The sequence below is a fragment of the Parvibaculum sp. genome, from assembly GCF_035511255.1.
Classification (GTDB): domain Bacteria; phylum Pseudomonadota; class Alphaproteobacteria; order Parvibaculales; family Parvibaculaceae; genus Parvibaculum.
Genome location: NZ_DATKFR010000169.1, coordinates 1 through 14,167, shown reverse-complemented (window position 1 = coordinate 14,167; position 14,167 = coordinate 1). Strand labels below are relative to the sequence as shown.

At 60.8% G+C, this 14,167-nt stretch carries 13 protein-coding genes; 9 read left to right on the top strand and 4 right to left on the bottom strand.

Annotation, left to right across the window (positions count from 1 at the left end; genetic code table 11):
- Positions 1 to 1,634: FAD-dependent monooxygenase (locus VMR03_RS06225; RefSeq protein WP_325403328.1), on the bottom strand; the 1,634-nt coding region annotated here is incomplete at its 3' end.
- A gap of 238 nt (positions 1,635 to 1,872) precedes the next feature.
- Between VMR03_RS06225 and kynA the strand changes: the two genes are divergently transcribed.
- The 9 genes from kynA (at position 1,873) to VMR03_RS06180 (ending at position 10,813) form a co-directional block, all read left to right on the top strand.
- Positions 1,873 to 2,652: a tryptophan 2,3-dioxygenase gene (gene kynA, locus VMR03_RS06220; RefSeq protein WP_325403330.1), complete on the top strand. Its 780-nt coding sequence runs from the start codon at positions 1,873 to 1,875 to the stop codon at positions 2,650 to 2,652.
- On the top strand, positions 2,649 to 3,284 hold the full coding sequence (gene kynB, locus VMR03_RS06215) for an arylformamidase (protein WP_325403326.1): 636 nt from the start codon (positions 2,649 to 2,651) through the stop codon (positions 3,282 to 3,284). Before kynA ends, kynB begins: the two co-directional genes overlap by 4 nt.
- A complete protein-coding gene (kynU, locus tag VMR03_RS06210) occupies positions 3,281 to 4,525 on the top strand; it encodes a kynureninase (protein WP_325403324.1) in 1,245 nt (414 codons plus the stop codon). Before kynB ends, kynU begins: the two co-directional genes overlap by 4 nt.
- Positions 4,526 to 4,536: 11 nt before the next feature.
- Positions 4,537 to 5,514 (top strand): NADPH:quinone oxidoreductase family protein, encoded by a 978-nt coding sequence (locus VMR03_RS06205; protein WP_325403322.1) that lies wholly within the window; start codon positions 4,537 to 4,539, stop codon positions 5,512 to 5,514.
- Positions 5,515 to 5,568: 54 nt separating this feature from the next.
- Complete coding sequence (locus VMR03_RS06200) at positions 5,569 to 6,042, top strand: MarR family transcriptional regulator (protein WP_325403320.1); 474 nt, start codon at positions 5,569 to 5,571, stop codon at positions 6,040 to 6,042.
- 364 nt (positions 6,043 to 6,406) lie between these two features.
- Positions 6,407 to 6,712 (top strand): Lrp/AsnC ligand binding domain-containing protein, encoded by a 306-nt coding sequence (locus VMR03_RS06195; protein ID WP_325403318.1) that lies wholly within the window; start codon positions 6,407 to 6,409, stop codon positions 6,710 to 6,712.
- Positions 6,713 to 7,005: 293 nt separating this feature from the next.
- The gene (locus tag VMR03_RS06190) at positions 7,006 to 7,293 is read left to right on the top strand and encodes a DUF1330 domain-containing protein (RefSeq protein WP_325403317.1); all 288 of its coding nucleotides are present in this window, start codon (positions 7,006 to 7,008) and stop codon (positions 7,291 to 7,293) included.
- 25 nt (positions 7,294 to 7,318) lie between these two features.
- Positions 7,319 to 8,173 (top strand): isoaspartyl peptidase/L-asparaginase, encoded by an 855-nt coding sequence (locus VMR03_RS06185; RefSeq protein ID WP_325403315.1) that lies wholly within the window; start codon positions 7,319 to 7,321, stop codon positions 8,171 to 8,173.
- 276 nt (positions 8,174 to 8,449) lie between these two features.
- Positions 8,450 to 10,813 (top strand): TonB-dependent receptor, encoded by a 2,364-nt coding sequence (locus VMR03_RS06180; protein WP_325403313.1) that lies wholly within the window; start codon positions 8,450 to 8,452, stop codon positions 10,811 to 10,813.
- A gap of 82 nt (positions 10,814 to 10,895) precedes the next feature.
- Here VMR03_RS06180 and VMR03_RS06175 read toward each other — a convergent pair whose 3' ends face one another.
- The 3 genes from VMR03_RS06175 to VMR03_RS06165 all read right to left on the bottom strand — a co-directional run.
- Entirely contained in the window at positions 10,896 to 11,501 is a 606-nt protein-coding gene (locus tag VMR03_RS06175) for a helix-turn-helix domain-containing protein (protein WP_325403311.1), read from the bottom strand.
- Positions 11,502 to 11,673: 172 nt separating this feature from the next.
- The gene (locus VMR03_RS06170) at positions 11,674 to 12,804 is read right to left on the bottom strand and encodes a P1 family peptidase (RefSeq protein WP_325403309.1); all 1,131 of its coding nucleotides are present in this window, start codon (positions 12,802 to 12,804) and stop codon (positions 11,674 to 11,676) included.
- The coding region (locus VMR03_RS06165) for an aspartate aminotransferase family protein (protein WP_325403307.1) at positions 12,805 to 14,167 on the bottom strand (1,363 nt) is incomplete at its 5' end. It abuts the gene before it with no gap.

Genomic DNA, 14,167 nt, shown 5'->3' with positions numbered 1-14,167 from the left:
CGCACCGCGATCATGTCGTCCCGGGTCGCCTGGCGCGGGACCTGATTTCCCGGACCCCAGGGGATGGTGGAGGCGGCGAGGAGCGGCCAGTTTCCATCGGCCAGCGGTTCGTCCATGCCGTCCCAGCCGAGCCGAGTCGATCCTTTTGGGCCGGCATGGCCGAGCTGCAGGCAAATTTTTGCGGTCGAATTCTGGTGAACGAAGTCGACGATCCGGCGCCATGCGGCCGTCTGCGCAGCGCTCCAGAGGCCGGGGCATCCGGGGGTGATGCGGGCGTCAGGTGCGATACAGGTCATCTCGGTGAAGACGAGGCCCGCGCCGCCCATCGCGCGTGCCCCCAGATGAACCAGATGAAAGTCGTTCGGCACGCCGTTCTCGGCGCTGTAGGTCGCCATCGGGGAGACGACGATACGGTTGCCGATCTCCATCTGACGGAGCCTGATCGGCAGGAACATGGGCGGCACGGGTATGTTCCGGTCGGCGATCCCCGCCTTGCGGTTCAGCCATCGTTCCATGCCTTCGAGATAGGCCTTGTCCCTGAGGCGCAGGTTTTCGTGGCTGACGCGTTGGCTGCGCGTGAGGAGGCTGTAGGCGAACTGCTCGGGCTCGAGCGCTGTGTAGCGTCCGACATTCTCGAACCACTCGGTCGAGTTGCGCGCGGCAGACTGGATCTTAACCACCTCGATGCGCCGCTCGGCTTCATAGGCGCGCAGGGCCCCGGTGATGTCGGAATGCTTGCCGAGCGAACGGGCGAGGCCGATCGCATCCTCCAGCGCGAGCTTGGTGCCGGAGCCGATCGAGAAATGCGCCGTGTGGGCCGCGTCGCCCATCAGGACGATGTTGTCCTTGATCCATCGCTTGTTGGCGATCCGTGGAAAGGTGATCCATTCCGATCCGCGGGGGTGCCTTCCGTTGGCCAGAAGGGCGTTGCCGTCGAGCCAGGGAGCGAAGACTTCTGCGCAGAACGCAATGGTCCGGCTCGTATCTGCATCCGCCAGACCGGCGGCGGCCCAGGTTTCCTCGCGCATCTCGACGATGAACGTCGAGGTATCCTCGTTGAAGCGGTAGGCATGCGCCTGCATCCAGCCCCATTTCGTTTCGACGAAAATGAAGGTGAATGCATCGAAGAGCTTGTGCGTGCCGAGCCAGACGAATTTGTTTTTCCGCCGGTCGATCTCCGGTTCGAATGAGTCGGAAAATTGCGTTCTTATCCGGCTGTTGATGCCGTCGGAGGCGATGACGAGGTCGGCGCCGGCGAAGCGGGAAACGTCTTCGATCTCGGTTTCGAAATGCAGGCTGACGCCAAGCTCTTCCGCGCGATCCTGAAGGATGTTGAGGAGACGCTTGCGTTCGATGCCGCAGAAGCCGTGTCCGCCGGAGGTGACGACGCGATCCTTGAAGTGAACGTCGATGTCGTCCCAGTGCTGGAAACTGTCGACGATCCGTCTGTGCGTTTCCTCGTCACCGTCTTTCAGGTTCTGGATGGTCTGGTCCGAGAAAACCACACCCCAGCCGAACGTGTCGTCGCGACGGTTGCGCTCGAAGACCTCGATGTCATGCGCCGGATCGGAAATCTTCATCAGGATGGAGAAATAGAGCCCGGCTGGGCCGCCGCCGACACATACGATCTTCATGTTGTTCCCCGATCCGGCCGACGCGGGCCGGCGATAAGCAGGACGACATAGTTTATATATGAACTATATTCCCAGGCAATCGGAAGAGTCGCATTTTGTTTGATTTAAAAAAGTTTATGCATAAACTAATTTCGTCGTCTGTTAGTATTTTTTGTGGAGTAAGCAGGTGCAGAAGGACGAAGCGAGAGAAGCGGCGGCAAAACTGGCGGCTGAGGCTCACGGAGACTTCGCCGAAAGCATGAGTTACGGCGACTACCTCGACCTCGACACTATTCTCTCCGCGCAAAAGCCCCGTAGCGACCAGCACGATGAATTGCTCTTCATCATCATACATCAGTCGTCAGAGCTCTGGATGAAGCTGGTGTTGCACGAACTCGAAAATGCCGTTGCGCTTCTGCGCAACGATCGGCTCGAGCCTGCCTTCAAGAGCATGGCCCGCGTCAGTCGTATTCAGGCGCAGCTCATACAATCCTGGGATGTGCTGGCGACGATGACGCCGGCCGATTATTCGAATTTTCGCGATGCGCTCGGTCAGTCGTCCGGCTTTCAGTCGGCTCAATATCGCCAGATCGAGTTCCTGCTGGGAAACAAGCAGGAGCACATGCTGAAGCCGCATGCGCATATTCCCGAACTGGACGCGAAGCTTCAGACCGCGCTGCGGCGTCCCAGTCTTTACGATGAAGCGATCAGGCTTCTCGTCCGCCGCGGATTTTTTATCGATCCGGACGTTCTGAACCGGGACCTCTCGTTGCCGCATCATCCGCACCCGAGCGTGTTGGAGGCATGGACCGAGGTTTACCGACATTCGGAGGAATACTGGGATCTCTACCAGCTCGCGGAGGAGCTCGTCGATATCGAGGATTCGTTCCAGCAATGGCGCTTCCGGCACATGACGACGGTGCGGCGCGTGATCGGCTTCAAGCGAGGGACAGGCGGCACAGCCGGCGTCGGCTATCTCCAGAAGGCGCTCGACATCGTCTTCTTCCCCGAATTGTGGGACGTGAGGACGGCGCTATGACGAGCGCGTTGATAGACATCTCGCCGCCGTTGAGTCCGCGTATCGCGGTCTGGCCCGGAGATACGCCCTTCATGCAGGAACGCAAATGGGAAATAGGTCCAGGGGGCGTCGTGAACGTCTCCCGCATCACTTTGTCGACGCATACGGGCGCGCATGCCGACGCGCCGCTTCACTATGCGAAGGACGGCGCGCCAGTCGACGGTCTCGATCTCGGACGGTATGTCGGGCCCTGCCGCGTGATCGACGTAACGGCGAGCGGGCAACGGGTCGAACCGGACGATCTTCGCCCGTTCCTCGACGACGTGCCGCCGCGCGTGCTGCTGCGGACCTATGAGCGGGCGCCGCTCGAGACATGGGACCCGCTTTTCGCGTCGGTTGCAGCCACCTCCATCGACCTCCTCGCGTCGCGTGGTGTCGTGCTGATCGGCGTCGACACGCCGTCCCTCGATCCCGAAACCTCGAAGACGCTCGATGCGCATCATGCCGTCCGTCGCAATGGCATGTCGATCCTCGAAGGCCTCGTTCTCGATGCGGTGACGCCGGGCGACTATGAACTCATCGCCTTGCCCCTGCGTCTCGCGGAACTCGACGCCGCCCCGGTACGTGCTGTCCTGAGAGAGTTGCCGAGATGACAGTGAAATTGACCCGCGCCGCTCTCGAGACGATGGACGAGCGCGATGAATTGCGCACCTTTCGAGACCGCTTCCATTTGCCGGACGGTCTGATCTATCTCGACGGCAATTCACTGGGCGCCATGCCGAAAGCCGCGTCGGAGCGGGTGCGCCACGTCGTCGATGTCGAATGGGCGCAGGGGCTCATTCGGAGCTGGAATCAGTATGGCTGGATCGACTTGCAGCAACGCATCGGCGCGAAGATCGGTCGCTTGATCGGAGCGGACGAGGGGGAAACGATCGTTGCGGATTCGACCTCCGTCAATCTCTTCAAGATGCTGGCGGCGGCGTTGAAGCTCCGGCCCGGCCGGCGGGTTATCCTGTCGGAGCCGGCGAATTTCCCGACTGATCTCTACATGGCCGAAGGCCTGATCGCGCTTCTCGGTGGCGACCACGAACTCGTGCTGGCCGAGCCCGACGAAATTGAGAGCGCGATCGATGAGGATGTCGCGGTCGTCATGCTGACGCATGTGAATTACCGCACGGGTCGCATGTACGACATGGCGAAGGTGACGGAACGCGCGCACCGGGCGGGCGCGTTGACCGTCTGGGATCTCGCCCATTCGGCGGGTGCCGTTCCGCTACACCTTGCCGCCGCCGGCGCGGATTTCGCGGTTGGCTGCGGATACAAGTATCTCAATGGCGGTCCCGGCGCCCCGGCCTTTCTCTATGTCGCCAGGCGTCATCAGGATACCGTCGCGGTTCCGCTGACGGGCTGGTTCGGTCACGCCGATCCCTTTGCCTTCGAGCCTTCCTATCGGCCGGCGTCCGGCATCGCGCGCGCGCTGGTCGGGACGCCCCCGCTGATCAGCCTCTCTGCGCTGGAAGTCGGGGTCGATCTGATGCTCGAGGCCTCCATGTCGGCCCTGCGGGCCAAATCCGTCCGGCAGGCGGAGATCTTCGCCGCGTTGATAGAGCAGGAGGTCGCCGGTCTCGGTTTCGAGATCGTTTCGCCGAGGGAGGCGGACCGTCGCGGCAGCCAGGTATGCCTCAGCCATGCGTCTGCATGGCCCATCATGCAGTCCCTGATCGCGCGAGGCGTGATCGGCGATTTCCGTGCGCCGGATGTTCTGAGGTTTGGCTTCACGCCGCTCTATCTCGGCTATACGGAGCTCTGGGATGCGGTCGCTGCCTTGCGCCACATCATGGAGAGCGACGAATGGAAACAGCCGGCGCACCATGCGCGGCTGAAGGTGACCTGATGGGAGAGTTCATGAAGGCGATACGCGCCGAACGCCGTGGCGGACCGGAAGTGCTTGCATGGGTCGATCTGCCGGTACCCGAAATCGACGAACATGCGGTGCTTGTGCGCTTCCATGCGATCGGCGTCAACTATGCCGACGTGCTTTGCCGCGAGGCCGCCCATCCAAGCATGCGGCCGCCGCCCATCGTCGTCGGTTGTGAGGGGGCAGGCGTCGTGGTGGCCTGCGGTGCGGCCGTGCGCGAGCATCGCCCCGGCGACCGCGTCGGTGTCTATTCGCCTTTCGGGGGTGCCTATGCGGAATGGGTCTCCGTTCCGGCGCACTACGCGTTGCCGCTGCCGGAGACTATGTCCTTCGAAGAGGCGGCGGCCTTCACCCATGTCTATCTCACCGGTTATCACGCGCTCCGCACGCTCGGACATGCAGAGAGCGGAGATGGGCTGTTCATCAGCGCCGCCGCGGGCGGCCTCGGGACTGCCATTCTTCAACTGGCGAAAGCCTGGAACCTTAGGATGATCGCCGGCATCGGCTCCGACGAAAAGCGCGAATATGTCGCGAAACTCGGCGTGGAACATGTCGTCAACTACCGCGTCGAAGATGTTTCCGCGCGGCTTGCGGAAATCACGGAAGGGCGGGGGCCCGACGTGGTCATCGAAACCGTGGGAGGAGAGCTGTTCTGGACCTTGCAGCAGGCTCTCGCGCCGCTGGGGCGCCTCGTCACGGTCGGCGTGGCCGGTGGAATCGAACCGCGACCGGATGTCGGCACGCTGCTCTCCAAATCCGCCAGCTACGCGGCGCTCAATCTCAGCGTCATTTTCGCCCGGAAACCTGAATTGATTCCGCCGTCATGGCGCGACCTGTGCGATCTCTATATGAATGGGGCACTGCCACCGGTGATCGGACACCGCTTTCGGCTCGACGAAGCTGCCATGGCTCATGAGCTTCTCGAAAGCAGACGAAGCACCGGGAAGATCATATTGTTGCCCTGATCGAGCCACGGGGTAGGGGAAGTCATGCAGTCGTCTCGGAAGACAGTTCAAGCAGTGACGGGTTACCGAAAGACGGGAACTGGCGCCGAAAAGCTCCAGTTGCGCGCCTGGTTGCGCCTGCTCGCCTGTTCGAAAATGATCGAAGGCGATATCCGAAGCCGCCTGCGGTCGGAATTCTCGACGACCTTGCCGCGTTTCGACGTGCTGGCCCAGCTCGATGCGGCGGGCGGTACTCTCAGCATGGGCGAAATTTCGGAAAGGCTGATGGTCACCAACGGCAATGTAACGACGCTCATCGATGCCATGGAAAAAGACCATCTGGTTGCGCGCAAGCCCCATCCGGAGGACCGGCGCAGCACTTTGATCGCCCTGACGCGGGGAGGACGCAAGCTTTTCGATACCATGGTTCCGGTTCATCAGCAGTGGATCGCCGAGGCGATGCAAGGGCTCACGCGTACCGATCTGCAGATTCTGACTTCGCTTCTCGAGAAATTGAAGGCCTCGGTCCGCTCGGCGGATATCGCCTAACGCAACGCTCGAAAGCTTGAAAGGCAAGGACTTTGATCTGAAGATAAAAAAATGCCGGGGCGTGCCCGAGCCGGGATCGAATAGCCGACGCCTCTCTTGTCCTCGCAGAAGAGGTGGCCGGGTGCGGCGTCCGCGGGCGCGTTCCAACGCCCGTCTCATCCGTTCGTCAAGTGTTGAACGGATGGACCGGTGCCGCCTTTTAGAAGACGGCGCCGGCGGATACGTCGTCCGGTACAAAAAAGCGGCTTCATTTTCCGCATTTTAGGAAATGCGCGGTTGCTGCTTCTCGGGAGCTCGGTCGCGTGGGCTTCCAAGAGAAACGTTCCACGAAGTCGAGCGCCTTTCGCGGCGCGGGAGAATGCCGATGAAACCGCTCTATGTTCAGATCAAGTGCGAGCTCGGGAAAGCTTATGACGTAGCCGAGCGGCTGGTCGAGGGGCTGGAAGAGACCTCCGAAGTCTATTCCATTACCGGAGTTTACGATCTCCTCGCCAAGTTTTATCTGCCCGAGGAACAAAGCGTAGGTGAGTTCGTCAATTTCAAGCTCCACAAGATTCCGGGCATTCGCGAGACGGCATCGATCATGGCGTTCCGCCTGTTCGGCGCACCGGAACGCGTGCAGCTGGACGAAACTGACTATCGCGACCACAAACCGGGCAAGACGGACTGAAATATCTGAATCAGCCTGAGTTAAGGCCTTCGACGCGAAAGCCTGCATGGAACAGGGGCCGCCATACCTGGCTCCAACTCTCCAAACCCCTCGTAGACGATCAGCGACGAGCACATCGATCGGCGAAGCGTGTTGACGCAATATATACGTCGTATATATTTTTCTGAGCCGGCAGCAATTCAATGTGCGGGGAAGGCTGCGTCGCGATCCGGAGCCGGAAACGCGTCGTGGCGCTATCGCATGAAAAGCGCCACGACCTGTCGGCTGAGTCCCATATCTTCAAGAGGATAGTCATGCCCAAGGCGTACTGGATCGCGCGCGTCACGGTCACCGACCCCGAGCGATATTCCCTTTATGCGACCGAGGCGACGAAGGTCTTCGCGACGTATAATGCCAAGGTTCTCGCGAGAGGCGGAGATTTCAATGCGGTTGAGGGAAACGCCCGCCCGAGGAACGTGATCATCGAATTCGACTCCATGGAAGCCGCGCTCGATTGCTACCGATCGCCGGCCTATGCACGGGCGAGGCAGCATCGAAAAGGCGCGGGCGTCGCGGAGATCGTTCTAGTGGAAGGGGCCTGACATGGCTGGCATCCAGGGCGGGGCCATGGCGCTCCATGGTGGAGCGATCATCGATACCGCAAAGGATTACAGCCTCGAAATCGAGCATATGCGGGAACTTGTGGAAGTAGCGAGAACAAGGCTCGATCAAGGCGAAGCCGCCGCCAGCATCGCCGCCGCCATCGTGCATGAGATGGAGATGTCGGGACTTTACGTGGCGGGGCGGGGCGCGTCGCCTAACGATGAAGGCCTGTATGAGCTCGACGCCGCTCTGATGGACGGTACAACGGCCCGGATTGGCGCGGTCGCCGCATTGCAGAACTTCAAAAGTCCCGTCGAAGTCGCGCGCGCCGTGATGGAAAGCTCGCCACATGTTTTTTTTGCCGGTGCGGGAGCGGCTGCCTTTGCGAGACGAAGCGGTCTCGAGCCCGTGCCGGACGATAACTGGTACACCCATGTCGGCTCCGGTCGTTCCGCTTCGGGATTCGGGAGCCGGCCTTTTGGCACCGTGGGCTGCGTTGTTCTCGATCGGTACGGCGGACTTGCTTCGGCGACATCCACGGCTGGCATTTTCGGGAAGCAGGCGGGGCGTGTCGGCGATAGTCCGGTTCCGGGCGCCGGTACCTGGGCGGATCGGTTTTGCGCGGTGTCTTGCACAGGTCATGGCGAGTTCTTCATTCGGACGGCCGCAGCCGTTCAGGTCGCCCATCGGTTGCACTATGCCGGACAGGGGCTGAATGACGCCGCGGTCGCCGTCCTTCGGGAGGTCGAAGACCTCGGCGGTAGCGGTGGGCTTATCGCCATCGATGTGGCGGGAAGAATCGCAATGCCGTTCATCTCTGCCGGGATGAAGCGCGCGGCTCTCTTTTCAGACGGCTCCGTGAGCGTCAACGTACGTTGACTACATTGGTTCGCATTCCGGTGTCGATGCCGGTGCACTGAATATCGACACGGTGGCATCCAAATAAGCACGAAAAGCGCATAAAAACGGCATTTACGGGACGATGAAGTTCCTGGGTGTCGCCAGAAATCCTCACGCAATGGTTTCTGGCCGAGCTTAATATGAACGGTGTTGACATAAAAAAAGTTTCCGTCCGTAATGTGAACGGTGTTGATATGGCGAAGCATTTTTCTGCACGCTATTTCCGACGGTCGAAGGGGCGCGGGGGATCACTCGTTGCGGCGCTTCTCTAAAAAAAGGGGTTTCACTATGCATCTGCTATCGAGATTCAGAAGTGCGCTGCTTGCTTCGGTCAGTTTACCGCTGCTGGCTGTGCCGGTCTGCGTTTTTGCAGGAACGGCTGCCGCGGCGGCCGATGCATCCACCGCAGTGGATGCAGGCGAGGCGACAAAGAAGGACGAGAAGGCGAAGTTGCAAGAAGCGGCTGCAGACGGTGACGCTGTCGAAGAGATGGTCGTCACGGCGCGTCGTCGATCGGAGACGCTATTCAATGTGCCGGCTTCGGTGTCGGCAATTTCCGGCGATGCTCTTCGCGATGCGGGGATCAGCGATATGAAAGATGTCATCGCGCTGATTCCCAACGCGGTGATCCCGACTAATCCAGACAACAGCAATACCTACGTCAACATTCGCGGCATTCGACAGGCGGATCTCTATGCCGAGCCGAACTTTGGTCTCTACCGCAACGGGATTTTCTACGGCGGCTCGCGATCGAATCTCGGCTCCCAGGTCGACGTGGAGCGGATCGAGGTGCTGCGGGGACCGCAAGGTGGTCTCTACGGCCGAAATGCTCTCGGCGGCGCGATCAACGTGATATATGCGACGCCGACGGATGAATTCGGCGGATATGCCCGCGCAAGCTACGGCCGATACGACAGGACCGAGCTGGAGGGCGCAATCAATGCCCCGGTGAACAGCAAGTTCTCGACCCGCATGGCGGGTTGGTGGTTCAACCAGGAAAAGGGCGAATATTATAACGAGACGCTCCATCAGGAGATCGACAAGGGCTATGACAAGGGGCTTCGCTTCAGCGCCAAGGCGCAAGCTACGGAAGACCTCTCCATTCTGTGGGTGGCCGAATATCAAAAGACGGAGGGGCCGGCGCTCAGGGCATATGCACCGAACGGCGTGCTGAACGACGTGGCGCTCGGAACCAACCGGAGCGATCCTGAGTCTTATCGCACGATTCACCAGGACACGCCGTCAAGGGCGACCTCGGAAACCTATTATGTCTCCCAGAATATCGCTTACGAAACCGATATCGGTCTCTTCAATCTTCTGGCGTCCTACAAGGACTATGACCATCACAGCATCCAGGACGCGGATTATACGGATTTCGCGCCGACGACGCTCGGCGCGTTGCAACGTGTCATGAAGGGCAGCGAATCGACGAACGACTTTTACGTCGAGGGACTCTGGACGTCGAAGGAGGACATGCCCCTCACCTGGATTGCCGGCGTTTCCTATTTCGACGAGACCTTTGACTATTCGCGCGTCTACGACACGACACTGAACATCGCGCCTTTTCCCGGCGCTCCCGCCGGCTATTCCGTCGTCTCCGGCAGCGCGGGCCTTCCGCTTCCGGGCACGTCGATCAAGACCAAATCGATCTCGACCTTTGCGGAACTCACCTACCACTTCACCGACGATCTTTCGGTATTCGGTGGTCTGCGCTGGACGCAGGACAAAAAGACCCTGAACTTCGCTCAAGGCATCATTCCGGGTTCCGACCCGGCGGTGAACGGCTATCTTGCCGCGCTCTTCGGTTCGGCCGCTCCTTCCTACAAACTGCATGATGCGCCGAAATTTCATTTCTTGGCGCCCTCGACCGGTATCAACTACAAGGCGACCGAGAATGTGAACCTCTACGCGCTCTACTCGACGGGATTTCGCGCGGGCTCGTTCAATGCATCGACGTCGGATCCAGCCTTCGTGCCCTACGGCCAGGAGAGCGCCAAGAACTATGAAGTCGGCGTCAAGACCCAGTGGCTCGATGGTAAACTCGGTCTCAATCTGGCGGCCTTCATTATGGACCAGAAGGATCTTGTCGTGCAGTTCGACGATCCGAACGACAATACTTATGGCTACTATTATCTGGGGAACGCAGGCGACGCGCGGACCTACGGCGTGGAGTTCGAAGGCTTTGCGAGGATCGCTCCTTGGCTAACGGGAGCGGCGAGCGTCGGATATCTTCATGACCGGTTCACGAAGGGCCTCCAGTACCCTGGCACCAGTTATGAGTTCGACCTGACGGGAACGAAGATTCCCTACACCCGCGATTGGACAATGAATGTCAGGCTTGACGCCAAATATCCGGTGTCGGACAAACTGACACTCGTCGGCAGTGCCGCCGTTCGCGAAGAGATCGGCGGTATCCTCGACCCGAGTCTGCAGACCCCCTACGAGAATCTGACGAAGATCGATTTGACGGGTGGCGTGGTGATCAACGGCAGTACGCGCCTGACGGCCTTCGTTAACAACCTGCTGGACGACCGGATCGTCGAGTTCGAATACTACGCCGGGCCAGTCTCGACATCCTATGGACGGACGTTCGGCGTCCAGGTCTCGCACGATTTCTAGTTCACGCGCGAGTATCGTGTGAATGCGGCATGCCCGCTCCGGGAAACCGGGGCGGGCATGACGTCATGCGGATGAGGGTGAATTAATCCCTGCTGCGCTTGGCGAGCACGAAGTTCTGGCCGGTGATGAGAAGATCGACGACTTCCAGCACGAAGCGCCGCAGCTCGGCTCTGGTTCCGGTGGGGAAGGTTATCTGGTTCTCGATAATGTTCCGGGCGAGGCCGTACATGAATGAAAAGAGTGCATAGGCGTCCCGGCAATGTTCATGCGACCAGGTGACATCATCCGGTCTGTAGATGTCTTCGCCGTAGAGCAGGTGAACCAGCTCGGCAAAGGAGCCCTCGGCGGCGTTGCGGAATCGCTCATGCGTCGTGGCGTTCGGAATCTGCCCGAACATGATCCGGAAGAGCTGGTGATTGGCGATCGCGAATTCGACGAACGAGAGCGAGACCATGCGAGCAGCCTCGGTTCGCGGTTTCGAACTGTTTATCATACGTCTGATGAGCCGGGCGCGCTGATCGAAGGCATCGGCGGCAAGCGACAGCAGGAGATCGTCGAGGCTTTCGAAATGATTGTAGAAGTTGCCGGGCGTCACGCCGACTTCCCGCGCGAGACGACGCACGGAGAGATCCTCGAAGCGCTCGTTCTCGAGAATGCGCGAGGCCGCTGCGAGCAGGTCCTCGGACACATTCCCTTTATGATAGGGACGCGAAGACTTTCGCTTCGCCGTTGTCCTCTCGGTAACCGTCACGCCGTCCTCCGTCGACAACCGCAAATCAGGGTATCGTCTGCGGTTTTAGCGCCGGGACGCGGCAGGGGCAAGCCAAGTAGTGCAGGCCCGGCGAGTCTTCTGTCCGCGGTCAATCGATCGTCGTCAGGCGGCCATGCCTCAGCAGGATCTTCTGAACCCGCTCTATGGGCAGGCCGGGAATGCTGTTGCCGTCGCGGCCGACCATCGTCTGGTTCGCAAAGATGCTGTTCATGATCGCTTCGTCGACGGCCTGAATGGTCGCTTCGTAGAAGGCGCTCATCGCTGCCTCCCCGACGAAGCTTGCCGAATTCAGCCCCGTGTGCGTGTCGACCGCCTCCTTGTTGGCGGTGGAGAAGCTCAGGAACAGATCTCCGGATTCGTTCGATGCGATTCCGCCCGAGCGCGCAATTCCGTAGGCGGCGCGTCGAGCCACGCGGTTAAGTTGATGCGGCAGCATGGGAGCGTCGGTCGCCACGACGCCGATGATCGAGCCGTATTCGCCCACGTCGTCGCTGGTGACGGGTATCTCAAGTCCGACGGGAATACCGGCGATGGTCATCAGGTGCCGCTTGCCGAAATTGGACTGGACGAAAGCGCCGACATGGTAGGTCGTGTCGGCATAGACCACTTCGCGGGAAGCTGAACCCGAGCCACCCTTGAACTCGTAGCATCGCATGCCCGTTCCACCGCCGACGCTGCCTTCCTCGATCGGACCGCTGCGGGCGTCGTCGAAGGCCGCAAAGACATGCTCGTGCTTCACATGATGGCCATTGATGTCGTTCAGGTAGCCGTCGAAGGTCTCCGCCGCGACGGGTAGCCAGAAGGGCTGGTCGGATTTCTTGGCGGGGTCGAGGCGGTTGAACATCCACTGGGCAGTCGCGTCGCGCGTAATGCCGCAGGAATGCGTATTGGTAATGGTGATTGGCCCGTCGAAGCGGCCGCGTTCCTCGATGAAGGCGGCGCCGCTCATCTCGCCGTTGCCGCTCATGCTGAAATAACCGCTATAGACGGCGACTTCCGGATGTTCCCTGCCGCGCGGAAAGATCGCGGTGACGCCGGTTCTGACCGGTCCCTGTCCTACGACAAGGGGCCCTTCGCCGCTGATCAACGTGCAATAGCCGACCTCGACGCCCGGAACGTCGGTGATGGCGTTATTCGGACCCGGCTTGCCGATGAAAGGAACGCCGGCGCCCCGCGCCCGCAATTTTCCGGAAGGGGTGTGCTTGTGAGAAGGCAGCATTTATCTGTCCAGTTTGCGGAGGGCGCTCAACGCCTGATCCAGCGTGTGGTCGATATCGGCATCGGTAACGGCGGTCGAGAAGACGAAGAATCCAGGCGCCCCCATCAGAACGCCGTTGTTGAGCATGTGGTTGAAGAATATTTCCGCCCGCTGCGTCGCCGTCGCATTCGAGCGCATCATGGAGACGACGTCGCGATAATTATGCGCCTCGCCCTCCACATGAAACAGCGATGTCATGGAGGCCGACCCCTTCACGGTCGCCGGAACGCCGGCGATCTTGATGGCCTCGCGCAGCCCGGCCCTGAAGCGATCGGACAAGGCGGACAGGCGGTCGAACGATTCGCGGTCGAAAAGCTCCATCGCGACGACGCCGGCGGCCATGGTCATCGGATTGGCATTGAAGGTGCCGCCATGCCCAAGCTTCGGCTTTCCGGTGCGAGGGTCGAAGAGTTCGGTCATCAGCGACGCGCGTCCGCCCACGGCACCGACCGGCAATCCGCCGCCGATGATCTTTCCCATCGCCGTCAGATCGGGAATCACGCCGACAGCTCCCTGCGCACCGTTGAAGCCGAGGCGGAAACTGTAGACTTCGTCGAAGATCAGCATCGCGCCGCAGCGCGACGTTTCCTCGCGGAGCATCTTCACGAAGGTGGGGGTGGCGGGCTCGTATCCCAGATTCTTGACCAACGGATCGAGTATGACGCCGGCGAGTTCGTCGGCATGGGCGCGGATGATGCGCCGCGCCGTCTCGACCTCGTTCATCGGCAGGATGACGACGTCTTGCGCGGCCCCGGGCCCGGTTCCCGCCGGCGCGACGCTCGCGGGCGCTTCCGCATCTCCCCATTTGTCCGGCGTGGGGCCGGTGCTGATGCCGGCCGTATCGTCGCTGCCGTGATAGGCGCCTTCGATCTTCGCGATCTTCGGCCGGTTCGTGTAGGCGCGGGCCGCCTTGATCGCGAACATGACGCCTTCGGTGCCCGAATTACAGAAACGGATCTGTTCGACGCCAGGCACGCGGTCGGTGACGATTTCGGCGAGCTCGATCTCCTTTCGCGTCGGAAGTGCGATCGAGAGGATGTTCTGGGCCTGCGCGACAATGGCTTCGACGATCCGCGGGTGGTTGTGTCCGTGAATGAGGGACGAATAGTTGTTGATGAGATCGATGCGTTCGATGCCGTCCTCGTCCCACACCCGCGCGCCCCGGCCCCGCGCCGCGTAGACCGGATAGGGTTTGAAAAATACGGTGTGCCTCGAATTGCCCCCGGGCATGACCCGGAGCGCGCGCTGGTAGAGCGCGGCCGAGGCGGAATTCGTGTCTGGAAACGATGCGCCGCTTGCGGGGACATCCGGAACTGAGCTGTCG